25 protein-coding genes and 1 CRISPR repeat array are annotated in these 26,266 nt (G+C 40.0%); of the genes, 15 read left to right on the top strand and 10 right to left on the bottom strand.

Annotated features, from left to right (window positions below; translation table 11 throughout):
- Positions 1–112: 112 nt before the first annotated feature.
- Positions 113–826, bottom strand: a complete 714-nt coding sequence (locus HGR01_RS27840; RefSeq protein ID WP_045872412.1) for a hypothetical protein — start codon at positions 824–826, stop codon at positions 113–115.
- A 21-nt stretch (positions 827–847) separates the two neighbouring features.
- Positions 848–2,260: a methyl-accepting chemotaxis protein gene (locus tag HGR01_RS27845; RefSeq protein ID WP_045872411.1), complete on the bottom strand. Its 1,413-nt coding sequence runs from the start codon at positions 2,258–2,260 to the stop codon at positions 848–850.
- A gap of 201 nt (positions 2,261–2,461) precedes the next feature.
- Between HGR01_RS27845 and HGR01_RS27850 the strand changes: the two genes are divergently transcribed.
- From HGR01_RS27850 to HGR01_RS27860, 3 genes are all read left to right on the top strand, one after another.
- Complete coding sequence (locus HGR01_RS27850; RefSeq protein WP_052335311.1) at positions 2,462–3,493, top strand: serine/threonine-protein kinase; 1,032 nt, start codon at positions 2,462–2,464, stop codon at positions 3,491–3,493.
- 79 nt (positions 3,494–3,572) lie between these two features.
- A complete protein-coding gene (locus HGR01_RS27855; protein WP_045872410.1) occupies positions 3,573–3,839 on the top strand; it encodes a hypothetical protein in 267 nt (88 codons plus the stop codon).
- Entirely contained in the window at positions 3,836–4,288 is a 453-nt protein-coding gene (locus HGR01_RS27860; protein WP_045872409.1) for a type II toxin-antitoxin system VapC family toxin, read from the top strand. The genes HGR01_RS27855 and HGR01_RS27860 overlap by 4 nt, the downstream gene beginning before the upstream one ends.
- Before the next feature lie 159 nt (positions 4,289–4,447).
- Here HGR01_RS27860 and HGR01_RS27865 read toward each other — a convergent pair whose 3' ends face one another.
- Entirely contained in the window at positions 4,448–4,660 is a 213-nt protein-coding gene (locus HGR01_RS27865) for a helix-turn-helix domain-containing protein (protein WP_045872408.1), read from the bottom strand.
- A gap of 215 nt (positions 4,661–4,875) precedes the next feature.
- Between HGR01_RS27865 and HGR01_RS27870 the strand changes: the two genes are divergently transcribed.
- The 3 genes from HGR01_RS27870 to HGR01_RS27880 are packed head-to-tail and all read left to right on the top strand — an operon-like array spanning position 4,876 to position 6,042.
- Positions 4,876–5,379 (top strand): hypothetical protein, encoded by a 504-nt coding sequence (locus HGR01_RS27870; RefSeq protein WP_045872407.1) that lies wholly within the window; start codon positions 4,876–4,878, stop codon positions 5,377–5,379.
- A gap of 22 nt (positions 5,380–5,401) precedes the next feature.
- Positions 5,402–5,611 (top strand): hypothetical protein, encoded by a 210-nt coding sequence (locus HGR01_RS27875; RefSeq protein ID WP_045872406.1) that lies wholly within the window; start codon positions 5,402–5,404, stop codon positions 5,609–5,611.
- A gap of 2 nt (positions 5,612–5,613) precedes the next feature.
- On the top strand, positions 5,614–6,042 hold the full coding sequence (locus tag HGR01_RS27880) for a type II toxin-antitoxin system VapC family toxin (RefSeq protein WP_045872405.1): 429 nt from the start codon (positions 5,614–5,616) through the stop codon (positions 6,040–6,042).
- Between the two features lie 128 nt (positions 6,043–6,170).
- Here the strand turns inward: HGR01_RS27880 and HGR01_RS27885 are convergent, their stop codons facing one another.
- Entirely contained in the window at positions 6,171–7,073 is a 903-nt protein-coding gene (locus HGR01_RS27885; protein ID WP_045872404.1) for a S1 RNA-binding domain-containing protein, read from the bottom strand.
- Between the two features lie 183 nt (positions 7,074–7,256).
- On the bottom strand, positions 7,257–7,997 hold the full coding sequence (locus HGR01_RS27890; protein WP_045872403.1) for a dienelactone hydrolase family protein: 741 nt from the start codon (positions 7,995–7,997) through the stop codon (positions 7,257–7,259).
- Positions 7,998–8,196: 199 nt separating this feature from the next.
- Between HGR01_RS27890 and HGR01_RS27895 the strand changes: the two genes are divergently transcribed.
- The 3 genes from HGR01_RS27895 to HGR01_RS27905 all read left to right on the top strand — a co-directional run bounded on the left by HGR01_RS27895 (position 8,197) and on the right by HGR01_RS27905 (position 10,670).
- Entirely contained in the window at positions 8,197–9,180 is a 984-nt protein-coding gene (locus tag HGR01_RS27895; protein ID WP_045872402.1) for a GntR family transcriptional regulator, read from the top strand.
- Between the two features lie 72 nt (positions 9,181–9,252).
- On the top strand, positions 9,253–9,840 hold the full coding sequence (locus HGR01_RS27900; protein WP_045872401.1) for a Uma2 family endonuclease: 588 nt from the start codon (positions 9,253–9,255) through the stop codon (positions 9,838–9,840).
- Between the two features lie 41 nt (positions 9,841–9,881).
- Positions 9,882–10,670: a DUF4058 family protein gene (locus HGR01_RS27905; protein WP_045872400.1), complete on the top strand. Its 789-nt coding sequence runs from the start codon at positions 9,882–9,884 to the stop codon at positions 10,668–10,670.
- Between the two features lie 384 nt (positions 10,671–11,054).
- A CRISPR array of direct repeats spans positions 11,055–12,018; the repeat unit is 37 nt; unit sequence GTTTCAATCCCTAATAGGGATTAAGTGAAATTTCAAC.
- A gap of 262 nt (positions 12,019–12,280) precedes the next feature.
- On the opposite strand, the gene HGR01_RS27910 is transcribed toward HGR01_RS27905, so the two are convergent.
- From HGR01_RS27910 to tig, 4 genes are all read right to left on the bottom strand, one after another.
- Complete coding sequence (locus HGR01_RS27910; RefSeq protein ID WP_045872399.1) at positions 12,281–13,192, bottom strand: alpha/beta fold hydrolase; 912 nt, start codon at positions 13,190–13,192, stop codon at positions 12,281–12,283.
- Positions 13,193–13,318: 126 nt separating this feature from the next.
- Positions 13,319–14,662, bottom strand: coding sequence for an ATP-dependent protease ATP-binding subunit ClpX (clpX, locus tag HGR01_RS27915; protein ID WP_045872398.1), 1,344 nt, complete (start codon positions 14,660–14,662; stop codon positions 13,319–13,321).
- Between the two features lie 9 nt (positions 14,663–14,671).
- Complete coding sequence (clpP, locus tag HGR01_RS27920) at positions 14,672–15,370, bottom strand: ATP-dependent Clp endopeptidase proteolytic subunit ClpP (protein ID WP_045872397.1); 699 nt, start codon at positions 15,368–15,370, stop codon at positions 14,672–14,674.
- A 367-nt stretch (positions 15,371–15,737) separates the two neighbouring features.
- Positions 15,738–17,162 carry a trigger factor gene (tig, locus tag HGR01_RS27925; protein ID WP_045872396.1) on the bottom strand — a complete coding sequence of 475 codons (1,425 nt, stop codon included), beginning with the start codon at positions 17,160–17,162 and terminating at the stop codon, positions 15,738–15,740.
- A gap of 845 nt (positions 17,163–18,007) precedes the next feature.
- On the opposite strand from tig, the gene HGR01_RS27930 reads away from it, so the two are divergent.
- The 5 genes from HGR01_RS27930 (at position 18,008) to HGR01_RS27950 (ending at position 24,597) form a co-directional block, all read left to right on the top strand.
- Positions 18,008–19,045 carry an aspartate-semialdehyde dehydrogenase gene (locus HGR01_RS27930; RefSeq protein WP_045872395.1) on the top strand — a complete coding sequence of 346 codons (1,038 nt, stop codon included), beginning with the start codon at positions 18,008–18,010 and terminating at the stop codon, positions 19,043–19,045.
- Between the two features lie 117 nt (positions 19,046–19,162).
- Positions 19,163–20,047 (top strand): 4-hydroxy-tetrahydrodipicolinate synthase, encoded by an 885-nt coding sequence (dapA, locus tag HGR01_RS27935; protein WP_045872394.1) that lies wholly within the window; start codon positions 19,163–19,165, stop codon positions 20,045–20,047.
- Positions 20,048–20,337: 290 nt separating this feature from the next.
- On the top strand, positions 20,338–22,110 hold the full coding sequence (locus tag HGR01_RS27940; RefSeq protein WP_045872393.1) for a ribonuclease J: 1,773 nt from the start codon (positions 20,338–20,340) through the stop codon (positions 22,108–22,110).
- Positions 22,111–22,354: 244 nt separating this feature from the next.
- Positions 22,355–23,533 (top strand): DNA cytosine methyltransferase, encoded by a 1,179-nt coding sequence (locus HGR01_RS27945; protein ID WP_045872392.1) that lies wholly within the window; start codon positions 22,355–22,357, stop codon positions 23,531–23,533.
- A gap of 11 nt (positions 23,534–23,544) precedes the next feature.
- Positions 23,545–24,597: a Bpu10I family restriction endonuclease gene (locus HGR01_RS27950; protein WP_045872391.1), complete on the top strand. Its 1,053-nt coding sequence runs from the start codon at positions 23,545–23,547 to the stop codon at positions 24,595–24,597.
- 35 nt (positions 24,598–24,632) lie between these two features.
- On the opposite strand, the gene HGR01_RS27955 is transcribed toward HGR01_RS27950, so the two are convergent.
- Positions 24,633–25,829 (bottom strand): anion transporter, encoded by a 1,197-nt coding sequence (locus HGR01_RS27955; protein WP_045872390.1) that lies wholly within the window; start codon positions 25,827–25,829, stop codon positions 24,633–24,635.
- 21 nt (positions 25,830–25,850) lie between these two features.
- On the opposite strand from HGR01_RS27955, the gene HGR01_RS27960 reads away from it, so the two are divergent.
- Positions 25,851–26,072 (top strand): hypothetical protein, encoded by a 222-nt coding sequence (locus HGR01_RS27960; protein WP_045872389.1) that lies wholly within the window; start codon positions 25,851–25,853, stop codon positions 26,070–26,072.
- The last annotated feature ends 194 nt before the right edge of the window (positions 26,073–26,266 follow it).

Below are 26,266 nucleotides of genomic sequence, written 5' to 3' on the forward strand. Positions count from 1 at the left end.
AGAAAAAAGGCTTATCTAAACTGTATTGTATTGTATTATCTTTCCTCGTTAACATAGTACTATTCATTATTTATAATGGTTCTTTATATAAACTAAAAGTAAAAGTTTATTATCAATTCCTACCAGGTGTTTTATACTTTCCTAGTTGGGCGAAGCGAATTTCAATACGTCGGCGTTTGGGATTATCGCTTCTGTCTGGTGGCGCAAAACCTTGATCATCTGGTAACAGCAATTGTGCCGCAGAATAGGCTCTAAACTTTAGTCGTTTGAAAAGACCAGATTTTCTTTGACGTTGCACATTTTGCAGTTCTTTCACTACTGCTAAGGCTCGCATTAAACCCAAATCAGCATTAGAACCTGGGCAAAGAATAGACACATCTTTATTACGAGTAGCGACTTCTTCTAATTTGGTATCTAAATTACCGCCGTTGCGATCGCTACAATTTAAAGAACCTACTTCTTCCCCATCTGTATGCCCAATTACTTCAATAACATCTACTTTTTTATTACTATTTTCAATTTGTTTAATATTATTTTCAATTTCTTTTAAAATTATGCCATTGTGATTAATATCTTTTTTCAAATTCTTTGGTAAAACTGCACTACCTGAAGGAAATTCATATTTTGATGCTGGTAGTTCTATGATTGTCGGTTTCTCATCATCACCAGTTGATATTCGAGAATCATTTATACTCTTTGAGTTTCTTGCTATCACTAATAATAATAGCAAGGTAATTATCATAAAAGCATTAGACATCAAGTCTGTAAAAGAAGTCCAGATACTGAAGGTGTCATTTATCGGTAAACTTCTTGTTCTTCTCCGCATATTTAAATTTCTCCATTGAGGCTAGAATCTAGATTTCTGTAATTGTGCTAATGCAGCTAATAAATCAGAAAAATTATTTTGGATTTGCCTCATGGTTTGAGCGTTTTTATCGATACTCTCGGCTACATTCTGCAATTGATTAATTTGACTACCTAATAGCGATGCATTTTGATTCAATACTGATACTACTTGCCCGATATTAGTATTAGAAGATTGTGTAGTATTTTCAATAACTCCAAGTAAATTCTGCAATCTATTATTGTGGTTACCTACTTGTCCTGTGTGCTGCGTTAAGGATGCTGTCACCTGGGATATATTATTATTGAAAGTTTGGCTAGTTGCTGATAATGTATTCGCATTTTGCACCAGGCGATCGCTCACATGATTTAGGCTTTGTTGATTAGTTTGAATCAAGCTTTGGGTTTGTGTAGAGTTATTTACCAAAGCATTACCAATATCTGCCAATTTATCTGCATAAATTTGTAATGTATCTATGGCATTGTCGAAAGATTTTGTCGAATCATGCAGAGAGGATGTGATATCAGAAAAAGTTGTAGTTAATCTTGCTAAGTTGTTAGTCGCATTAGTTAAAACATTAGCGCCTGTTTGCATCGATTGCGAAGATTGATTCGCTACAATCTGAAAATTATTCGCAGATGTATTGAGTGTGTTAGAAGCTGCTGTGACAGCATTTTGAAAATCTTGAGTATTTTTTGGTAGTGTTGTCACAAATCCACTCAAGCTTTTTGCATAATTGTCTATAGTTTTAATGAGTACATCTATCTGTTCTGCGACAGTTGGCTGGTTTTGAGAGATAAAATAATCATTATCAAGAAAATCTTCCAGAGAAATCAGCAATTTATCTTTCTCTAAATCTAAATCATAGGTGGGATGAAACTTCGTCAGGAAGACACTTCCAGCTAAAGCAGCTAGGCTACTAACGAATGCGATCGCCATTGAACCAATAATATCTGGTAAGGCTTTTTGTAATTGCAATTCACCACCAGTATTTCTACTAATTAAGAATAAATTCATGGTAATACCCACGAATGTCCCCAATAAGCCAAGTGCTAAAAGAGAGTTGGGAAGTAATTGATAAGCGCGTTTATGTCGTTCCCAAATTTTTAATTCTTGATTTTCGCTGCATCTTTTTTCAATTAAAGCGATTTTATTAATTCTCTCGTATTGATTTCTGCTAATACCTTGAACTTTCTGGACAAGTTCAGACCGAAGTTTTTGTTCGATTATACCTACTTGTTGAAGTAAAGCATTTTTCAGACGAATCCCATCAATAGTAGATTTGACAGTTAATCCTAAAAAGGCTAACACTATTAAAAAAGGAAACCAAGGAATAAACGATGGCGTAATTAAATAAAGTAATAGCAATACAAAACAAATTATAAATACACCATAGCGCAGTGATAATTGCTTCATAATTCCACAAATTCAATAATTGATTAATCAATGAAAAATATGTAATAAAACTTCTAGGTGTGTCCAAAGGATCATATCATATTGGTTGTAGTATAAAATATGTTACATACTTCGCTCAATCTAGTTTCCTAGCTTTGACGTAGAAGATTGAATATAAATTGACAAAGATTGCTTGGATAATCTCTGCAACAGTGGTGTCACATGAGTACAGGTATATCAAAAATTCTCGGCGGACGTTACGAAATAGTTGCATTGCTGGGAGAAGGTGGTTTTAGTAGAACTTATCTAGCTAATGACTTGTTACAGTCTGGAATTCAGTATGCAGTCAAGCATTTTACCTTCTCTAGCAGTAATCAAAATGAGGTGGTTACAGCCAAGCAACTATTCCAACGTGAAGTCACAATTCTCAAAAATTTAAATGGACATCCGCAGATTCCCAAGTTTTATGAATACTTGGAAGAAAATCAAGAGTTTTACTTGATTCAACAGTATATTCAAGGAAATACTTTAAGTAAAGAAATCAAATCTCGCCAAAAGCTAGAAGAGCCTGAAGTTATCAAAATATTAGATAAATTAATAAATATTCTTTTATTTGTGCATAGCAATAATATTATCCATCGGGATATTAAACCAGAGAATATTATTGTGGATGATAATGATAATTTATTTTTAATTGACTTCGGAGCAGTCAAAGAAATTATTGTCAAAAATACGAGGTTGCAAAAACCAGGAACACAAATTTATACTCAAGGTTATTCTCCCGTAGAGCAAATGCGCGGATATCCGCAATTCAACAGTGATATTTACGCACTAGGAATGACTTTAATTGAGGCAATTACAGGTTTAGAACCTCAAGCTTTAACAATAGATAGTTTAGGAGAAGTTGTCTGGCGAGATAAAGCAGATGTGAGTAATTGGCTCGCAAGTATTTTGTCTAAAATGGTTAGTTATGAATCTAGTACAAGATATCAATCAGTTGCAGAACTAAGACAAGATTTCAATGCAAATATATCTGCCACAAAGTTGTTAAACACTAAAATGATGGCAACATCTTTCAATCCATATCCCACTAGTGGCAACTCAATAACTAATGTAGCCCCTTATATAATACTAAGCTTATTATCGATAATGGCTATTCTTTATGCTGCTGGTTTATTACCAGAAAAAAGAAATAATGCTCCGAAAAATCAACAGTCTTTATTGCCAGAAAGAGCTTTAATTGTGGATGTTTAATCAGAAGCGATCGCACATCTTAATCCTCTCAATTACATCATGCTATTATTACTAATAACTACCTTGTAGATATAAAACTATGGCTAATATAAATCTGCTCAATATACCAGATGATTTATATGAGAAATTGCAAGAGTTAGCTCAAGCTGAACATAGTTCTATTGATGCTCAAGTGATTACAATCTTGCAGAATGCATTGGCAAAAAAGGCACAGCCAACAGAAGAAGAAAGGCGAAAGAATGTCCCAAAACTTTTAGAGGAAAGTCGTAATCGCCGACGGTTAAATCCAGCAGACTTTGGATTACCTGATAGTACTGAACTGATTCGAGAAGACCGCGACAGATGACCAATTCTCTCAGATGCGTGGTAGATACCAGTGTGTGCATCAAGTATTTTATAGCTGACCCACTAACTGCGAAAGTTAATCAACTCTTTAGCCATCTTGCTAATCCACAGACTGAAATTTATGTACCAGACCTGTTTTACATCGAGTGTGCTAACGTTTTCTGGAAATACGTCCGTGCAAGAATCTACACTGCTGCTGAAATACAGGCAGATTTAGCTACTCTCAAAGCCTTTCCCTTGCGTGTTTTCTCTACAGCCGATTTGATGGCAGATGCAGTTAATATTGCCTTAAATTATGGCATTTCTGCCTACGATGCTTCTTATGTTGCGCTTTCACAGCAGGTAGATGCGACTTTGTTGACTCTGGACAATAAGCTGGTGAAAGCATTAAGCGCTTCATCTTTCGATGTTTCGTTTTTTAATGACTTTGAAGTACCACCGTTAGTTTAAAATAACAGCGCGCCTTTGTTCATATCAGCGATTCATGCCAGGTTTTAGCAATAAAAATTTGTCTTTCCCATGACGGCAGTTGCTACAACGCGGGGAACCCGCGCAACGCACTGCCTCCCCTATGCCCTATGCCCCATGCCCATCTCCAAACTAGTATAATTATTCCTGCACAACTTCAACCAATTCCTCAATCATTACATCAAAAGTTCGTGCTAACTTCTGAATCGCGGTAAAATCTACAGTTGCAAGTCCAGGCGATCGCGCATAGGTTCTGAGAGTACTATAAACCACACCAGAACGGTCAGATACCTCTTTCAGCGTCCAGCCCTTCTCCGCAGCAAATTCTCGAATCTTTAGCCTAACCATTCCCATAATTTGCTTGACAAATGACTTATATGAGTCGTTTAATAATTATATCCTAAATAATAACGATCGCCCTCTGGACTGGAAAACTAAAGGGCGATCGCATTATCTACAACTACACATTCCATCAAATTTAAGAATCTTCTCTGTTGATAAGAATCATCTGTTTGACGAGAATCATCTTTTTTGAAGGGAATCATCTTTTCTGACGGGAATTATCTTTTATGCTATCATCACTCAAGCCGAAAGTGCTTGTCATCCGTGAATCAAAAATTGTTCACAAATCAGCAATTGTTCACCCGTTGGCGCGATTTGTTACAGAAGAAGCAATTTGCTTAATATTCCAAATTAGCATTGAAGATATATATACTGTGGAATGCTGGCGCTACATGGTTTACGTCCACGGTAAAGGCTTGAGTAAATTTGTTAGTTACGCTGATTTTCCGCCAATCTTGGGTGTAAAACCATCTACCCAAAGCGACTTTATCAAATGGCGTAGACGCTGGCGCAAGCAACATGAACCACATCACCACAAACAAGCACCCCAGTGGTGGGCAAAATTTTTCATCGATGAATTCTGCCAAGCTCACTCAGAAGCTATGTTAAATAATTGGGTAGAACTAATTGAGTTGATTCAATTTGCTTTTAATCAAGAAAAGTTAGAGTTGCTCAGAAATAGATATCGTCAGGAAAAATTTCTTTTGAGCGGAGAAGTTTTAGCAGATTAGTGAAGGTTTAAAGGAAATAACCATGATAGATGAAACAGTTCTGGAGCATCGTTTGTTAAACCTTGAGCAAGCAGTCTCCGATCTCCAACGCAAGGTGGAAGCTCAACCCTCAGAAAACTGGTTAGAAAAACTCATCGGCTCAATTCCTGATGAGGAAGCTTTTCTGAAAGCTTTGGAATATGGACGTGCTTTTCGTCAGGCTGATAAGCCTAATGATGAGGATGAAGAGTAATTGTGAAATATTTGCTCGATACCGACCACATCAGTTTTTTACAGAGACGTTCAGGTTCAGAGTTTACTCGTTTGATAGAGCGAATGGGACAACATTCCTCTGCCGACTTTGCCTTATCGATCATTAGTTTTCATGAGCAGGTGCTTGGTGCTCATAACTTCATTAATCGTGCTCAGACGAATGCTGACATGATCCGTGGATATGCTTTGCTGTTGGCAACTCTTCAAGGGTTTGCAACGGCTCCCATCTTACCCTTTGATGCAGGGGCGATCGCAGTCTTTGATGCGTTACGAGGGCAAAGGGTTCGTGTATCCACAATGGATTTAAGAATTGCAGCGATCGCCATATCTCGTAATTTGGTTTTATTAACTCGAAATGCTCGTGACTTTGGTAAGGTTCCTGGTTTAATGATGGAAGATTGGACGATTTAGAACCATCAAGCTAAAAATCAGTGGAGCCGATTTTTTCTGGTTAATACAAAGACGCTTTCTTATCGCAAACGGAATGAGAAAAGAAAGCGTCTCATCAGTGAAAATTAATTGGTAATTAATCAAAGCTGCTATTCAGCAGCTTTTTGATTAGCACGATTAGCACGCGCCTCAGCCGAAGCCATAACTTCATCCATATTTTCTAAAAATTCACCAGGGAAATTCTCTAAAACTCTGGTAGAAAGTGCAACCCGGCCTTTACCTTCATCTAAGTCAATAATCACAGCTTTGATTGGCTGACCAATTTGAAATACTTTATCTAGAGACTCAATAAATTTTTGGCTGACTTGCTTGATATGCAATAAAGCACTGACACCATCTAAATCTATAAAGACACCAAAAGGTTTAATACCAGTAACTTTACCTTCCACTAATTGACCGATTTCTAACAAGCTAAAGTTGCTAGAACGACTCGCCAAACGTTGAGAAAGAATTAGCTTTTTGTTATTGCGGTCTACTTCTAAAAAACCAGCAGTGAGAGTTTGACCTTTAAGCGCTTCTAAATTATCACGCTCAATCAGGTGCGATCGCGGAATGAAACCTCTCAAAGATTGAAGATCAACGGTGACACCACCTTTATTTACCCCTGTCACCCGCACTGGTACTGTTTGGGAATTTTCTTGCATTTGCGCTAGCCGTTCCCAAATATGCTGAATTTCTAATTGTTTTCGCGAAAGAGTAACTTGGCCTTCTGCATCCTGCTCGCGGATAATCAAAAACTCCAATTCCTCTTGCATGGGTAGCACTTCCGATAAATCGGTAACTGCTCTCAAAGAAGCCTCATCACGGGGGATAAACGCTGACGATTTGCCACCAATATCAACATAAGCCCCATCATGGTCAAGTTGGAAAACTTTGCCATGTACTACTTGTCCCTTTTGAAACTGGTAGTCGTGTTTTTCTAGTGCTTTGGCAAAATCGTCCATTGTAAATGACGAATTGGCTGTTTGAGAACGTTTCGCTTCGGAATTCATGACTTTTGCAGATAATATTGTTATTTGCGCTGATGCTACTGGAGTTTTCAGAAGATTGCTTGTCTTCTATCTCCTTTTTCTCGTTAAGATTAACATTTGTCATTTGTCATTTGTAATACCAAGGACAAATGACAAATAACTAAAAACACCTCGACGAAAAAGTAGGCAACGGCTACATAGGTTTTATGCCAGTTGACCAAAGAGTTGTTTCACCTGCTCCCAAGCATCGGCTGCAACTTTAGGATTATAGCTGGCGCGACGGTCGCAGAAAAATCCGTGGTCAGCTCCATCGTAGCGAAACACGCGGTGCGGAATGTTGTATTTTTCTAACGTTGCTTCTATCTCATCTACCTGTTCGGCAGGAATGCTGGCATCTTCCATGCCAAATAAGGTGTAAATTGTACCTTTAATTTCACTGGTACGAGTAAAGGTTGGTTGTCCGCCGCCGGGTGTGCGGGTTGTAATTCCTGCGCCATAAAAGGAAGCTGTAGCTTTAATATCTGGAAGAGTAGCAGCCAGGTATGCTACGTGACCACCAAAGCAGAAGCCTGTACAGCCGAAGCTATCTTTTTTGACATTGGGAAGGGTTTTTAGATAATCAATTGTGGCTTGAATATCGCTCAATAATTCAGAAGCTGTGGTCTGCATTGCATAGCCACGGCCAATTTCAATATCTTCGGGAGTATAGCCAGTTTCAAAACCTGGTGCTTGGCGTTGAAAAAGTGCCGGTGCGATCGCAACATAACCTAGTTTTGCAATCCGTTCGGTAACATCGCGAATGTGGACATTGACACCAAAAATCTCTTGCAACACCACAATTGCTGGGTAAGAGCCTGATTCTTTTGGCTGTGCCAAGTAAGCTACTATTGAAAGATTATCTTGCGAAATTTGAACCGTTGTGGTGTCGATTGCTCGCTCTGTCATAATAGTTTTTACCAGGGTTGCGTAATTATTTGATATAACTATGCCAGTATCTCAAAGCTTTCTACCATCAAATTATCAATTAACAACAGTGAACAGATTAGAAATTTCTCTCGGAAAAATTTTATGTATAAATAAATTATTTAAAAGGTAGCAAATGCAGCTGGTTATATATCGCTACTAGCACTTAGGAGGTTTGGTGATGATTCAATTCCGCATTCAGCCAGACAGTGAAATTCCCGCCTCAACCCAGCTGTTTAATCAAATCCGGTTTGCGATCGCTTCCCGGCAATATCCACCTGGGTACAAATTGCCGAGTACAAGGGCACTGGCAATGCAGACGGGGTTACACCGTAATACAATTAGCAAGGTTTATCGTCAGTTAGAAGAAGACGGATTTGTCGAAAGTCTCGCAGGTTCGGGGATTTATGTCCGCGCCCAAGGCCATGAGGGTGGTAGCAGAATGCAATCGCCCATTCTCAAGCAACATCCCGAAGCAGACAAAGTAGTCCAGCAAGCACTTGATGAGCTTCTTTCTCAAGGATGTACCCTCTCGCAAGCGCGGGAACTATTTTTAGCAGAAATTGATTGGCGGTTGCGTTGCAGCGCTCAGGTGTTAGTAGCAGTTCCTACCTATGACATCGGTGCTGGGGAGTTGATGGTTTATGAATTAGAAAAAGCCCTGCAAATACCAATTCAATTGATACCAATGGAAGAATTAGCATCTGTGCTAGATAAAACTTCTTCCGCCACAGTTGTGACTAGTCGGTATTTTATTGGCGAGGTAGAAGACATCGCTTCTCCAAAAGCTGTAAGGGTGATTCCTCTAGATATCTACGACTATTCTAAAGAACTTAATTTGTTGAAAACCTTGCCCAAAGAAAACTGTGTGGGCATAGTCAGCTTAAGTTCTGGGATTGCGCGCGCCGCCGAAGTGATTCTCCACGGACTCCGGGGAGATGAACTACTGGTAATGACAACCCAACCAAAAGACGCGTACAAACTTCAGGCGATCGTCAAGCGAGCCGAGGTAATTATCAGCGATCAAGCAAGTTATGCAGCAGTGCAAGCTGCTGTACAAGCGGCGGTAGAAGACATCATTCGTCCGCCCAAGTTGATTAAGGTTGATAATTATATTGGTACTAATTCCATCAATTTATTGAAACGAGAATTAGGTTTGGGTTAATTCTTAATTTTGTGTCTCGATGTTGGGAGTTTTTGCTCACGCAGAGGCGCAAAGAAGAGGAAAGCGATCGCTATGACTATAGTTACTAAAAAACTAACTTTTGCAGAGTATCTCAAATATAACGATGGCACGGATACCCAATACGAACTAGTTGATGGAGAATTAATCCCCATGAGTCTTGGTACTGGAAAGCATGGCGGAATTGCCAAGTTTTTAGAGCGAACCTTCGATGACGAAAGTGCCAAAATGGGGAAAAATTGGACAGCACAAAAGTTTGCCATTGGGATTCGTTCGCCACGTGGCGGACGCTGGGACACCTCACGAATTCCAGATGTGGTGGTTTTAACAACAGAACAGTGGGAAGCACTCTTCAACCGAGAAGCGCTCATCGAACTCAACGAACCGCCACCGATACTTGTTGTGGAAGTCGTTAGCGAATCTACTCAAACCACAGATTACCGTAGTAAGCGCTCCGAGTATGCTGTTCTGGGAATTTCTGAATACTGGATTGTTGATCCAATTCAAGAGGTAGTAACTGTGTGTACTTTAGTAGAAGGCTTTTATGATGCGATCGCATTCCGCAACCAAGAACGCCTCATCTCTCCCATTTTCCCAGACTTAGATTTAAGTGCTGAACAAGTTTTGGCTGGGCGAAATTAATATTGTCATAATTAAATTATCAAGTATTTGGATCTGTGGCGATGGCTTCACCATTTCCAGGGATGAACCCCTATTTAGAAAATCCGCTATTTTGGCCAGAAGTTCACAATTTGCTCATAGCGGCTATTTTCCGGAAATTGAATCCGCAATTGCGCCCTAAATATAAAGTAGCTATTGAAAAGCGAGTATATCAAACCATTGATGAGGATTCTCTACTAGTTGGTGTTGCTGATGTCGCAGTGCAAAATACGCAACAAAAATTATCACCAGAACCAGCTAATATCGCTGTTGCTTCGCCATCAGTTGCAGCCGTGACAGTTGATGTGACTATGCCGGAAACTGTCAGAGAAACTTACTTAGAAGTACGAGATATTGCGACACAAGAAGTTGTCACTACAATTGAAATTCTCTCTCCAAAAAACAAACGTCCAGGAGAAGGACGGAATGCATATACAAAAAAGCGGTTACAAATTTTAGGGAGTTATACCAATTTAGTAGAAATTGATTTGTTGCGAGATGGTAAGCCAATACAGCAACTACAAAATAACCTACAAACTGACTATAGAATTTTGGTCAGCCGCGCTAGCAAACGTCCTAAAGCTGATTTATACGCATTTAATTTACCCAATCCTATACCTGCTTTTCTCTTACCTTTACGTGAAAGCGATACAGAACCATTATTAGATATCCAAACATTAATTTGTGAACTCTACGATGAAGGTAACTATGATTTAGTGATTGACTATAATCAAGAACCTGTACCTGCGGTGTCAGCAGAAAATTTAGTTTGGTTAGATACGGTTTTAAAAAAGCAGGAATTGAGAAATTGAGAATAATTTAAATTTTATTTCTCAACCAAACTTACAGCAATTTTAAGTTGAATAAATTATATTTCAATCCCTAATAAGGATTAAGAGGCTACTTATAAAGTAAATATTAAGTAGGGTGTGTTACGGCTGTGCAAGGATTTCGGAACTTAAGAGAGTAATAATTAGCCGTAACGCACCATCTTTCTCGATGCGTTACCCTATCGCTAACGCATCCTACTGGACTGACACAGCTAATTTGATGCAATAGCAAAAATTCATCGGCGTTTATCGGCGTTTATCTGCGGTTAATTTAATCAAATCTAATGCCTCATTGTAGGCGTGTCAGTCCACTACAATTTAAGGTTTACTGTTTGTCGTATCAGCATTTATGCCAGTTCTGATGTCGTTTCAATCCCTAATAGGGATTAAGTGAAATTTCAACTGGCATGTACCATTAAGAATATCTGTGTAAAGTCGGTTTCAATCCCTAATAGGGATTAAGTGAAATTTCAACGCCACAGTACAAAATCAAGGCATAGGTTTCGGGATGTTTCAATCCCTAATAGGGATTAAGTGAAATTTCAACGGTGGTTTGTTTCGGAACCAGAAGGTGAGCGCTTCTGGTTTCAATCCCTAATAGGGATTAAGTGAAATTTCAACATGGTATCAATGAAATCGAAGCGATCGCCCAGCAGTTTCAATCCCTAATAGGGATTAAGTGAAATTTCAACAACGCTCTGTCCACTGCAAGTCGAAGTCATCCAGGTTTCAATCCCTAATAGGGATTAAGTGAAATTTCAACCTTTTCAAAATTAGTCTAATTTAGGCAACAAAAAAGTTTCAATCCCTAATAGGGATTAAGTGAAATTTCAACCTGTAAAGAATGGCTACTATACATCCCACCACAAAGTTTCAATCCCTAATAGGGATTAAGTGAAATTTCAACTTTTTTTGATGGTAGTTCTGCTTTAACTTGTCCATCGTTTCAATCCCTAATAGGGATTAAGTGAAATTTCAACTACAACAGGCTAAGAAGTGATTATAAAAACATTAGTTTCAATCCCTAATAGGGATTAAGTGAAATTTCAACTTATGAATACATGTATTTTACTTTTTGAAATTAGTTTCAATCCCTAATAGGGATTAAGTGAAATTTCAACCTCTGTCCCTGAGTACGTGTGGCTCTGGTGCTATGTTTCAATCCCTAATAGGGATTAAGTGAAATTTCAACGTACAATTCTGATTGAATATTTGGAACAATGCGTTTCAATCCCTAATAGGGATTAAGTGAAATTTCAACCTAATAGCCTTGCTTACTATAGTGCCATACTTGTTTCAATCCCTAATAGGGATTAAGTGAAATTTCAACAGCGGAAGCCTGAAAGTCAAGCAATATAAGGTTTTCAAGGTTCTGGTGCGCGGATAGGTCAATCATAACATAGGCAATAGAGAAAAAGCAAAACCAAAATCGCTGAAAGCCAGTCTGCGTAAGGAGCGCGGATGATAGAACAGCAATTAATCTTTGAAATTCTTACATATAAGGAGTTTCAGCGATTTATATATAAATGCCGTTTTCAACACCTACCCATCCGCGCATTCTGCAACCAAAATCGTCGGATTGGACATCAACTTTAATCAACTTTTGTGGGAATTTGCAAAAACTCCCGCACTCGCTGTAGGTAAGTTGGAGCATCTTCTAACATAGGAAAATGTGCTGTGTCAGGAATCAACGCAAATTCAACTTTGTTATTCATTGTGGCTGCTTGTCGCCCCATCTCAGCAGGAATAATCTTGTCATACTCTCCAGCTACCAACAGTGTTGGCACTATGAGCTTGGCAAATTCCTGCGGCATAACTTCCGATTGTGCTTTACTTACTGAAGTAAAAATTGTTCCTAGTGCAGCATTATAATCAGCTTCTAGAAAATCTTGCAGGAAAGCTTGACGTTCAGCTTTTGGTATAGGGCGATGCAGAAACCTCGCCATAAACATCTGGTCAACAAATGGTATTTTACTTAACCACTTGGGACGAAATTTGACTACGTAACCACCAAATTTATGAAAAGCAGCAAAGGCTTTTTCGTCGTACTCAAAAATACCGCTACAAGTCAAAATTCCCTGTTCGACTTTTTGGGGATAGCGGTTAAAAAACAAAACGGCAATGGATGCGCCCATTGAGTGAGCATTAATATAGACACGCTGCAGCTGCAATTTATCTAGCAGTGTTGCTAAGTCATCAGCGTATTCTTCTAATTCATAGGTTAATTCTTCAATTGCTGCTGCTGTTGCTTCCAAAGATTTGGATTCTGCAACCGATTCGCCAACTTCAGCTATGGTTGGTTTACCACCAGAACGCCCAAAGCCGCGTAAATCGTAGAGTAAACAATCAAATTGGTCTAGTAACGCATTAGCAGTACTTTGCCAATACCTAGCCGAACCAGCCCAACCGTGGATGAAAACCATCACTGGCTTAACCAAGGAATCTGATGGTTTTTTCACCCACTCATAGTAATGCTCAATACCACGAACATTAATGTAAGGCATTTGTCATTTGTCCTTTGTCATCTGTCCTTGTTCTTTATTATTGATTATCTTGTTGGACTAATGACTTTTGAACGCCAGTTCACTCAACGGAGGGAACCTCCGCATGTGACTGGCTCCTCTTGACTACTAAGCTGATTCTGGTTTAGGAAGGGAAGAGGGATGTACTAAGAGTTCAGCGGTGGAACGCTTCTCAACCATTTCCCTAGTGACTGTACAGCGAGTTACGTCTTTGCGGGATGGTAACTCGTACATCACATCTAACATTAATTCTTCCACAATACCCCGTAATGCTCTGGCTCCAGTTTTGCGGCGGTAGGCTTCTTGAGCGATCGCTCGCAAGGCTTCTGGTTTAAAGTCTAATTGGACGTTATCCATCTTCAGCAGTTTTTGGTACTGCTTGACTAAAGCACTGCGTGGTTGGGTGAGAATCGCCATTAAAGCTTCTTCATCTAGCGGATCTACCACTGCTACCATTGGTATCCGCCCAATGAATTCGGGAATCATGCCAAATTTCACCAAATCATCGGGTTCTAGGTAGCGCAGAGTATCTGCTGCTCGTTTTTCCTTCGATTGTCCTTCACCTGGCTGCACAAAGCCTATTGACTTTTTACCCACTCGTTGATCCACAACCTTCTCTAAACCAACGAAGGCTCCACCACAAATAAACAGGATATTGCTGGTATCAATTTGGATACAATCTTGATAGGGATGCTTCCTTCCGCCTTGGGGTGGTACATTAGCGATCGTCCCTTCCAACATTTTCAGCAAAGCTTGCTGTACGCCTTCACCAGAGACATCGCGTGTAATTGAGGGGTTCTCACTCTTGCGAGCAATTTTGTCAATTTCATCGATGTAGATAATTCCCCGTTGCGCTTCCTCCACATCTAAATCTGCCACTTGCAAGAGTCGCAGCAAGATATTTTCCACATCTTCGCCCACATACCCGGCTTCTGTCAGCGTTGTGGCATCAGCTACTGCAAAGGGGACATCCAGAATTTTCGCTAGGGTTTGTGCTAAGAGAGTTTTGCCACAGCCAGTAGGGCCAATGAGCAGAATGTTAGACTTTTGCAGTTCTACGGCATCTTCTCCGCCACCTTTACCACTGGCTTTAGACTGAACTATTGCCAACCGTTTATAGTGATTGTAGACCGCTACTGACAATACTTTTTTAGCTTCGTCTTGACCAATGACGTGCTCGTCTAGATACTTTTTAATTTCTCTAGGTTTGGGTATTTGGTTAAACGAAAGACTGGAAGAGCGGGTACGGCGTTTTTGAGGCGGCTCCGACTTTGGTGTTGGTTGGGAAGCTGCTGCACCATTTGTGTCGAGTAATTCCTCATCAAGGATTTCATTACACAAGTCAACGCATTCATCGCAGATGTAGACTCCCGGCCCTGCGATTAGTTTACGCACCTGCTCTTGAGACTTGCCACAAAACGAACATTTTAAATGGGAGTCGTACTTAGACATACCAGCCTCTTATTTCAGAATGGTGACGTTTTCCCCTGGTGTGGGAAGATTTTGCCGAGAAATGACTTGGTCAATTAAACCGTAGTTCTTCGCCTCTTCTGCCGACATGAAAAAGTCGCGTTCCGTATCTGCTTCAATTCTTTCTAAGGGTTGACCAGTATGCTGGGCCATTAACTGATTCAATTTACCTTTAATGTAAAGAATTTCTCTAGCTTGAATTTCGATGTCAATAGCTTGCCCTTGAGCGCCACCAAGTGGTTGGTGAATCATAATTCGGGAATCAGGTAGAGACATGCGTTTACCCGCAGTCCCTGCTGTTAACAAGAATGCCCCCATGCTCGCGGCTAGCCCAAAACAGATGGTAACTACATCGGGACGAATTTGCTGTATTGTATCATAGATTGCCATCCCTGCGTAGACGGAGCCGCCGGGAGAGTTAATGTACAGTTGAATGTCCTTTTCTGAGTCTTCGGCATCCAAGAATAATAGTTGGGCAACTATGGAATTGGCAACAGCATCGTCTATGGGTGTTCCCAAAAAGATAATCCGCTCTCGCAGTAGGCGGGAGTAGATGTCAAATGCCCTTTCTCCCATACCAGATTGTTCTACCACCATCGGCACAATGTTGCTGATGCCGTTGAGGTGGGAGCTAATATTCATCTGGCTTAAGCTGCTGATTGGGTAATTTCCCGACTGCGATACAAGCATAAAAAAACATTTGACAAGTAAGTGGGACAAATTTAAAGCAGCATAGACTGCTTCTTTAACTAATTTAGATTTTTATTTGAGCTATGTGTTTACCATTATGCCTCATCTAAATTTTTCTCGTGTACCCCAGTATCCCGCCTAGATAGTAGCAGATGTAGTTAGTGATTTCTTTAACATTTGTTAACCATTTTGGCGGGAAATTGGGGATGGGGCATGGGGCATGGGGCATGGGGCATGGGTAATGGGTAATGGGTAATGGGTAATTGGTAATTGGTCATGGGTAATGGGTAATTGGTTTTGGTTATTTCCCCCTCATCTCCCTCATCTCCCTCATCTCCCTTATCCCTAGTCCCCAGTCCCCAGTCCCCTATTCCCCTTCAACAGTTTCTGCGACAACTTCCACTGTGGCGGATTCTGCTTCCGGCTCGGCTGATGTGGCTTCTTCTTCGGCTGGGGTACTTAAAGAGCCTTCGAGGACGAGTTCCACTGATGAGTTTTCTAGCAGCCAATCGATGATTTTTTCGGTTGTGAGTTCATTTTCCACAACTGAGCGCAGTCTGTCTGCGTCTACATCTTCGTCTGGATATTCCTGTAACAACTCTGTGACTCTAGCTTTAATTTCATCTTCTGTCACCTGGATGGATTCGCGTTTACTCACTTCCCGTAAAGCGAGGGAGCGTTTGAGGCGTTCAATGGCTTCATCACGCGATCGCGCCCGTAATTGCGGAATAATATCTTGGGTAAATAACTTTCTCACATCCAACCCTTGCTGCGACAGCCGGATTGCTGTTTGTGTAAGCATCGCATCAACTTCCTGCTCGATTAATGTCGTTGGTAGATCGATTTCTACATGCTTGAGCAGTTCTGCTAACAAGGCTTCTTGCTTGTTGGTTTTGGTTTTCTGTTCGGCTTCTTTTTGATAGCGCTCTTCTAAGGAAGCCCGCAATTCTGCTAAGGTTTCAAAGTCGCTGACTTCTTGGGCAAAATCGTCATCCAACTCAGGTAGTTCTTTTTCCTTGAGTTCATTGAGCGTGACTGTAAATACAGCTGGTTTGCCTGCTAACTCTTCATTAGCATAAGGATCTGGGAACTGGGCCGAAATTTCCTTGGTTTCTCCAGGATTCATGCCCACGATACCCGAGATAAATCCGGGAATAAATTTATCTTCGTATAGTTCGACTTGAAAATCAGTCGCCTCTCCTCCGGGAATTGGCGTGGGTTCTGCGGATTCGTCTTCACCCTCAGCTTTCGCTAATACGCCTTTAAAATCAACAACTGCAACATCGCCAATTTGGGCAGCACGTCCTTCTACGGGAATCAATGTTCCCATTTGTTGACGTTCTTGATCTAGCGCTTCATCAACCCGTGCTGGATCGTACTTGATTTCTTCGGCTTTCGCTTGTAATCCTGTGTACTGTGCTATGTTAATTTCCGGCTCCACATCGACAGCCGCAGAAAAGGTCAGAGGTTTACCTGGTTCATAATTATTAATCAATTCGTCAAACGATGAGCGCAACTGTGGTTGCCCAATCGCCGGAATTTCTTCTTGTTTAACAGCTTTTTCTATGCCATCTTGTATGAGTTCTTCCAGGGCTGCTGCCTTAATGCGTGTAGTGCCAAGGCGCTGTAGCAATATCTGCCGAGGCACTTTGCCTTTGCGAAACCCAGGAATATTGGCAGTACTAGCTAGGTTTTTAATTACCTGTTCGTAAGTTTGTTTGGTAATCTCTGGTGTAATCTCTATTTCTAGTCCAATTTGGCTGGCGGGAAGTTTTTCCTGGGTGACTTTCATGCTTCGTCTCTGTTTTCTGGTATTGGTGACTCCGAGTACAGACAAGATGCGATCGTTCGCTTCTGTAGGTGGATGTCTCTTAGCTGGAATGGCAAATGCCCACAAGGCATCATGAGAATCCAAAAATGGATAAGTGCCTGGCAGCAGAGATCCAGTTTACTGCTAATGGCAAAATCCTGAACACTTTAGCGCAATAAGTTTACTCTTTGTACATCTAAATGTGATGACAATGAGGGTTCTAGCTCTGTCGCCATCTGTGTTGCATCATCAAACACTTACTCAATGCCCTAAAATTAGGGGTTTCGCACTCTGGATCTAGGCAAGGAAGTGGATTTATGATTCAGGGGGCTAACACCGTGATATCCTGGTTTTCAAGTAGAATTTGATTTCCAGGTGGGATGGATTAGGACTGACTGCATTGCCGCATAGCTCAGTTTGTAGTGGTTCGTGGTTTTCTTTCACTTGGATCATAGTACATCTATAATTCTGTGCAGCCCAGATAAATAAGCAAAATTATTGACTGAACTGGAAAACTATTAAACTTCAACTATGGCTGAGTGCAGATATTTTAATTCTTTCGCTGCTGATAAATTAGTTGTATAATATATTCTTTAAATGAAAGTAACGAAATATGAATGTCATCAAACCAAAGGAAACAAGAATATTAATTAATTGATGCAAAAGAAAAAAACTTAATAATGTAATAAAGTAAAACAAAAGCATAAATTTCCCAGTAAAGAAAATTTTATTTAAATGTTAAGGCAGACGGCTGTCATTTAAATACTGCATAAGTTTTGTATCGGTTGCATAAACTCTTATATAACCTCTTAAAGGAGGAAGTTAGGTTGTCTAAATCCTATAATGTAGCTATTTTGGGCGCAACTGGTGCTGTCGGCACAGAGTTGTTGGAATTACTAGCAAGTCGGAATTTTCCGTTAGCTAATTTAAAGTTATTGGCTTCCGAAAGAAGTGTGGGGCGGACGCTGTCCTTTAAAGGGGAAAATTTACCAATAGAGGCAGTTAGCGATCGCGCCTTTGATGGTATAGATATAGTACTGGCCAGTGCAGGTGGTTCGACATCTAAAACTTGGGCAGGTAAAGCAGTAGAAAAAGGTGCAGTAGTAATTGATAACTCCAGTGCCTTTCGTATGAAAGAAGAAGTGCCTTTGGTAGTACCAGAGGTAAATCCCCAAGCTGCGGCTCATCATCAAGGAATTATTGCTAATCCTAACTGCACAACCATCTTGCTATCGGTAGCATTATGGCCCCTACATCAGGTAAGACCAATAAAACGGTTGGTTGTTGCTACTTACCAATCTGCTAGTGGTGCAGGTGCCAAAGCAATGGCAGAAGTGCAAACCCAATCCAGCGCAATTTTATCAGGGCAACCAGCAGTTGCCGAAGTATTACCTTATCCCTTGGCATTTAATTTATTTCCGCACAATTCCCCCTTAAACGAGCATGGATACTGCGAGGAAGAAATGAAAATGGTCAATGAAACTCGCAAAATTTTTGGCACACAACAAATCAGGATTACCGCCACTTGTGTGCGGGTTCCCGTACTGCGTGCCCACTCGGAAGCAGTTAATATAGAATTCGAGGTGCCTTTTAGTCCAGAGGAAGCTAGGGAAATCATCAGTCGCTCCCCTGGAGTAAAATTGATTGAAGATTGGCAGGCAAATCATTTTCCCATGCCCATTGAAGCCACTGGTCGAGATGAAGTTTTAGTAGGCAGAATTCGTCAAGACATTTCACATCCTTGCGGCTTGGAACTATGGTTATGTGGTGACCAAATCCGTAAAGGAGCAGCTTTAAATGCAGTACAAATTGCGGAGTTATTAGTAGAAAAAAATCTACTAAAACCATTAGCCATTAGTCATTAGTTGTCCAGAAAATATAACTAACAAATGGCACTTGCAAGCGATTTGCAGATAGGCTATTAAAACAAAAAACCACCAAGCTATAAAAAACAAAAAAGGGTAATCAGGAGTGAAAAGAGGGTGGGAGATTTTGGCAGAGTTTTAACCGCTATGATTACGCCGTTTAAAGCAGACGGCAGTGTCAACTATGATGTAGCGGCAGAACTAGCGGCACATCTAGCTAACAACGGTACAGATACATTGGTGGTGTGTGGTACAACCGGGGAATCCCCTACCCTTAGTTGGGAAGAGGAATACCATTTGTTTGTTGAGGTGTTGCAGGCTGTAGCTGGAAAAGCCAAGGTGATAGCAGGGTGTGGTTCTAATTCCACAAAAGAAGCGATCGCCGCCACCCAAAAGGCAGCTAAAATAGGAGTACATGGGTCTTTACAAGTAGTTCCTTATTACAATAAGCCGCCGCAAGCAGGTCTGTACCAGCACTTTCAGGCGGTAGCGCAAGCCTGTCCCGACCTACCTATGTTGTTATACAACATTCCTGGTCGTACTGGTCAAAATCTGAGTGCCGAAACAGTTACCCGGTTAGCGGAGATTGATAATATTGTTGGTATCAAAGAAGCTAGTGGAAATTTAGACCAGGCGAGTGAGATTCGCCGCTTGACACCAAAAGAATTTCAGATTTACGCTGGTGATGATTCTTTAACTCTACCTTTGTTAGCGATCGGAGCAAAGGGTGTGGTCAGCGTTGCTTCTCATCTGGTAGGCAACCAACTACAGCAGATGATCCAAGCTTTTGATTTAGGTAAAATTCAAATTGCCACCGAGATTCATCTTCAACTTTTTCCGCTGTTTAAAGCTCTATTTTTAACGACAAATCCTATTCCAGTTAAAAAAGCATTAAAACTTCTAGGTTGGGAGGTAGGTTCAACTCGTCCGCCGTTATCTGAAGCTGAACCAGAAGTAAGTCATAAGTTAGAGGTGGTTCTGAAAGAACTTAGTTTACTCTAAGTAACAATTTGTTCAGGAATGGCAAATTGTTAGTATCTAAAATTACATATAATCTGGGAATAATACATATCTTTTATCAGGTAGCACTGAACAAAACCTGTGCTACGACTGAATCGCTATACTATTAATCCTTCAGCGTAAAATCCATTTTTATTGAACAAACAATAGAAAATTCTGACGTTTACTCAGCTGCTTTCAGATGACTTTATAAGACAGCTAACAATGTTGTCTTTGATACAAGACTAAATTTTTTAACTTAAATTAACCACAAACAACAATCTAAGGAGCAAATGGCTAAAAACGAAGCTGATTCCGCCCTAAAAATTATTCCTTTGGGCGGTTTACATGAAATTGGTAAAAATACCTGTGTTTTTGAATATGACGATGAAATTGTCCTTTTAGATGCAGGTTTAGCCTTCCCCACAGAGGCAATGCATGGTGTAAATATTGTCCTGCCAGATATGACTTATCTCCGGGAAAATCGCCATAAAATTAAAGGCATGATTGTGACCCACGGTCATGAAGACCATATTGGTGGGATTGCATTTCACCTCAAACAGTTTGAAATACCTGTGATTTATGGACCGAGATTAGCAATGGCTATGCTGGAGGGTAAATTAGAAGAAGCGGGAGTACGCGATCGCACAGAATTAAGATCAGTTTTACCCAGGGATGTTGTGAGAATTGGGAAATCTTTCTTTGTAGAGTACATTCGCAATACCCACTCCATTGCTGATAGCTTTACAGTTGCCCTGCATACACCTATAGGCATAGTCATCCATACAGGAGACTTTAAAATTGACCATACCCCTGTGGATGGTGAAAGGTTTGACTTACAACGGTTAGCAGAACATGGCGAAAAAGGCGTACTGTGTTTGTTAAGCGATTCTACTAACTCAGAAGTGCCAGGATTTACACCTTCGGAACGTTCTGTATATCCCAATCTTGACCGCGTATTTTCACAAGCTACAGGGCGACTGTTTGTCACAACTTTTGCTTCTAGCGTCCATCGCATCAACATGATTTTGGATCTAGCACAGAAGCACAACCGCACAGTCACAGTGGTTGGGCGTTCGATGCTCAATTTAATTGCCCACGCACGTAATTTAGGTTACATCAAATGTCCAGATAATCTGCTGCAACCGTTGCACTCTGTTCGCGGTCTACCAGATGATAAAGTATTAATTCTGACTACTGGCTCGCAGGGTGAGACAATGGCAGCGATGACCCGCATTGCCAATAAAGAACATCCCCACATTAAAATTCGCGAAGGTGATACGGTAGTTTTCTCCGCTAACCCGATTCCAGGAAACACGATCGCAGTTGTCAATACTATAGATAAATTAATGCTCCAAGGAGCAAATGTAGTCTATGGTCGAGATAAGGGAATTCACGTTTCTGGTCACGGTTGTCAAGAAGACCAAAAACTGATGATTGCTTTAACTAAACCGAAGTTTTTCGTACCCTTCCACGGCGAACATCGAATGTTGGTGAAGCACGCCCAAACAGCTCAAAGTATGGGCATTCCCGCCGAAAACATGATTATTATCCAGAATGGCGACATCGTGGAGTTGACAGAAGACTCGATTGGTGTGGCTGGAAAAGTACCCTCAGGAATTGAACTGGTGGATACTACTAGTTCTGGAATGGTTAGCGCTAAAGTCTTGCAAGAACGCCAACGCATGGCTTCCGAAGGTATTGTTACCATCGCTGCTGCCATTGATTGGAGTGGTAAATTGTTAGCTAAACCAGAAATTCACCTACGGGGCGTAGTTACAAGTATAGAGCGATCGCTGTTGCAAAAATGGGTACAACAGCGCATTGAAGAAATATTAAGCGTTCGCTGGTCAGAATTTGCCCAACCTGGTGAAGGCGAGCAACCTGAAGTCGATTGGGGTGGATTGCAAGGAACTTTGGAAAGAGAGTTGCAACGTTCCATCCGTCGGGAACTGCAATGTCAACCAACTGTGACATTGTTGATGCAGATTCCTGATGAGCCACCTGTAAAAGTCGCTGATGGGAGAAGACGGCGGACTAGAACTGCAGCTCAGGTAGCATCGTAAGGTATTTAGAATTAAAATTCAGAACTAAAGGTAAGGTTTTCTTACTTGTTAAGGGTTGGAGTGGCTTTGCCTTCCACCCTTAGTTTTTTTATATGTAGTTACAACTCAACTATTTTTCCTAATACGTGAAAAAGCCTTTATTCCGATTCATCATGTGTAATATAGTTAAACAGTCTTATTAGTAAAATATCTTAAACAAACAAGATTTAATTGAATAAAAATATTGGTTTAAGGAGGTATTTAATTGCTAAAAGTACTTGATATATTTGCAGGCGCTGGTGGATTTAGTCTGGGGTTTAAGCTGGCAGGAAATATAATTATAGGAGCTATAGAAGAAGATAAATGGGCGGCGGAAACGTTTGCGTATAATCACAAAGAAGCAAAAGTACTTATTGGAGATATACAAAATTTTTCAGATGAATACTTGTTAGATGAGTTTAAAGATAATTTACCTGATGTTATTTTAGGTGGCCCCCCATGCCAGGGATACTCAATATGTAGGAAAAATGCAGGTGATCCAAAAGACCCTAGAAACTCTCTTTTCCAAGAATTTTTAAGAATTGGAAAATTATTCCAACCAGACTTATTAATTATGGAAAATGTACCAGGACTTATAAAAGCTAAGACAATTCTAGGTGAATCTGTTATTAACATTATAAAATCAGAACTAGAACAGATTGGATATTATGTATATATTGATATCTTAGAAGCTTTTAAATATGGAATACCACAAATAAGGCGAAGGCTATTTGTGATTGCCTCTCGTGATAAACTTGAAAGACCCTTTCCAGCCCCTACTCATTATTTTCAAGATGGGGAACAGCTACAAATATTTGATTCCCATCTGAAACCATGCGCTTCATTATGGGATGCTATTTCTGATCTACCTGATATCAATGCCAGAGAAGGTCAAGAGGAAATGAAATATGATAGAGAACCTACTAATGAGTACCAGTGTCAAATGCGAATAGGTTCGCAAAAAGTTTACAACCACGTAGCAATGAAACATTCTAAGCGGACTATAGAACGTTTTGAATTAATGTCTTGGGGAGAATCACTAGCTGATATTCCTGAACATTTAAAGCCATATAAAAGAAATAGTAATGGAATTATATCTGAAACAGTCTACGATCAAAACAGTAGAAGATTACACCCATATAAACTCTGCCATACTATTCCTGCATCATTCTATGCAAATTTTGTACATCCCTATAAAAATAGGAACTTTACTGCTAGAGAAGGCGCAAGAATTCAATCATTTCCTGATTGGTTTGTATTTAAAGGTAAACCGACTGTAGTTAGTCATAAGCTACTTCAGAGAGAAGGTAGAGTAGAGGAAAAACATCTCTGCCAATATAATCAGATTGGTAATGCAGTACCGCCACTATTAGCAAAATCTATTGCTGAAAACATTCTTAATTAGACTAAAAAAATATGCTAGTACATGGCGCGAATTTAAGTACAAAAGAAAATCATAGATCAAAATACAAAGATTCTGTAAGTAAAGAATATTTAGCTGAAATTCGGTCTAAATATGATAATTGGCACAAACAAAATATCGATTTAGTTGGGCCCGGTGTAATTAAAGCAGAAACTGATATAGAAACAATACAAAAACGCGTAGCATTTTTTGAGGAATATAAGAACTTTATTGATCAACAGCATTATGCTGAAAAATTTGACTCTAGATCAAACTTACACTCAAGTGCCTTAGAGGAGTTTTTATACTATTTGTTTAAGGATTTAGTGAGTGATTTTGGAGAGCGTGCATTGATGGGAAAATCTCATACTTTCAAGGATATTTTCTTTGCAGCGCCCAATTACACCAAAATGTTGGAAACACCTTACGCAAGGATTGAGAAAAAGGATCATGATTTTGTTATAGGAGTCACAGTTTTAGCTTCTTTACAGACGAGTAAATCAGGCTTATCAAATATACAAAATTATGATTTAAATCTTGAAGAACAGACTGAAGTTGTCGATGATGCAGTAGCAAAGGCTGCGGACATTTTAAGAGAATTAGATCAAAATATAGAAAAGCCAATTGAAGGCCCGCTTGTAGTACCTACTGAAAGCTTATCAGCATTCAGTAAAACTTTGACTGCTGGTAATTCAGAAGAGCATTTTTTTGATATTCCTGTAATTGCAATAGAATGTAAAACATATCTTGATAAAACAATGCTAGAAGGCTCATCTAGAGCAGCAGAAGAAGTAAAAGCCCGAAATCCCAACGGATTATATATTGTAGTAATGGAGTGGCTCAAGCTTTCTGATGCAGTAAATTTGCGAAAATATAAGGTTGATCAAATTTATGTTTTACGTAAACAAAAAAATACTGATAGAGAATATAGATACCTTGATAGCTACGTTAAAAATTCAATTGATCCTAATGTCGTGTGGCATCTGTTTGATACGGTAAGGAAACACTTAACTACAGACTGGGCGGGTAGTGTAGAACAAGGGCTGCAACGTGGTTGGTTAATTTAATAGATCACTTTAGTTTGCTTAGTTTTTACAGGCTTCTAAATCCATAGGTAAACTAGAATTAGGGTAAAAAAAGTAAGTGGTACGCCAAAGCGTAAATGCTCGATAAATGTCAGTTTGTAGCCTAAGTTTGTAGCCGCTTCAACAACTATTAAGTTAGCAACTGAACCAAATAAAGTAAGATTACCTGCTAATGTAGAGCCGGCTGCTAGTAATAGCCAATAGTGGGTATCATCTTTGGGAATTAGAGGATGCAATAAAAGTACTGCCGGAACATTGGAAATCAGATTAGATAAGATAACAGTTACAGTCAAAAAACTGGCAGAAGTGTTGACTGCATGAGTAAATGGCTGCAATAAATTTAACTTTTGTGTGACGCGCGTCAGAATAAATAATCCTGAAAACATCACTAGTAAATTCCAATCTACTTTTTGCAAAATGCGCTGTGGTTTAATTCGCCGCGTAATCAACAATAAACTAGCAGCAACTAAAGCAGATTCGGCTAAAGGTAAACCCATCGCAAAAGCAATAAGTAACCCTGTAGTGATGACTAAAGTTTTATTAAATAAGGGTTTAAAAATACGATTTTTATTGTTACTACTTAACTCTTGACATGGTTGGGTGGAACGGACATCAGGATAAAGTAGCCATAGCAATCCTACCTGAATTGCTAAACCAATTAAAGCTACGGGAGCAAGTGCGCGCAGAAAATCTAGGTAGGGAATCCCGGAAAAGGAACCAATTAAAATATTTTGGGGGTTACCGCTGAGAGTGCAAACAGAACCTATATTAGTTGCACCTGCGATCGCTAATAAATAAGGTATAGGATTTAAACTCAATGCTTGAGTTAGGCTCAAGGTTAGTGGTGTAAAAATTAGCGCTATTGTGTCGTTAAGAAATACGGCGGAGAGAATACCACTACCAAAAGTTAAAGCAATTAATAATCCCAGAGGACTGCGGGTTATACTCAATAGCAATGAGAGCGATCGCCCAAAAAATCCTGCATAGGTAAGGCTGGCATTAACTACCATCATGCTCAGTAAAAATACGATGGTGTTAGCATCAATTGCCTGCCAAGCTTCTTGTAAATTGACAGCACCCAAGGCAATTAAAAACGCCGATCCCACTAGGGCGATAGTGGCACGGTTCATCCGCAAACCAGGAATGTAGCCCAATGCTAACCCCAGGTAAGTCAGTCCTAATACGCCATAGATTGCAAATTGCAAGACAGTCACTCGCTTTACATATGAGCAGTCATGTCATATAACAATACAGCAGTTAAGGAGGATGAGGGGGATGAGGAAGATGAGGGAGATGGGGGAGAAATAACAAACACCAAACCCCAATTACCAATTACCAAACACCCAATACCAAACCCTAAACACCCAATTCCAATTACCCATTACCTAATGCCCAAAATACACCTTTCCTTAACGGAACCTTATACAAGGTATGTGAGTCTATATGTATATAATTGAGCTGCTAATATTTTGACTAGCTAAAAATACGGCCGAAAATATTCTATAATAATATTTGTAAAGATTACACAAAAACCTACCTGAAGATAGATGTCTTCATTAGAATTTAAACTGTGTCAAGTTATGAACAAGATCGGATTATTACACTTCCGGTTCCAGGGAAATTGCGTTTAACTTGACGTAGTGATAAATGG

Origin of the sequence: Tolypothrix sp. PCC 7712, from assembly GCF_025860405.1 — a bacterium.
In the GTDB taxonomy this organism is placed as follows: Bacteria; Cyanobacteriota; Cyanobacteriia; order Cyanobacteriales; family Nostocaceae; genus Aulosira; species Aulosira diplosiphon.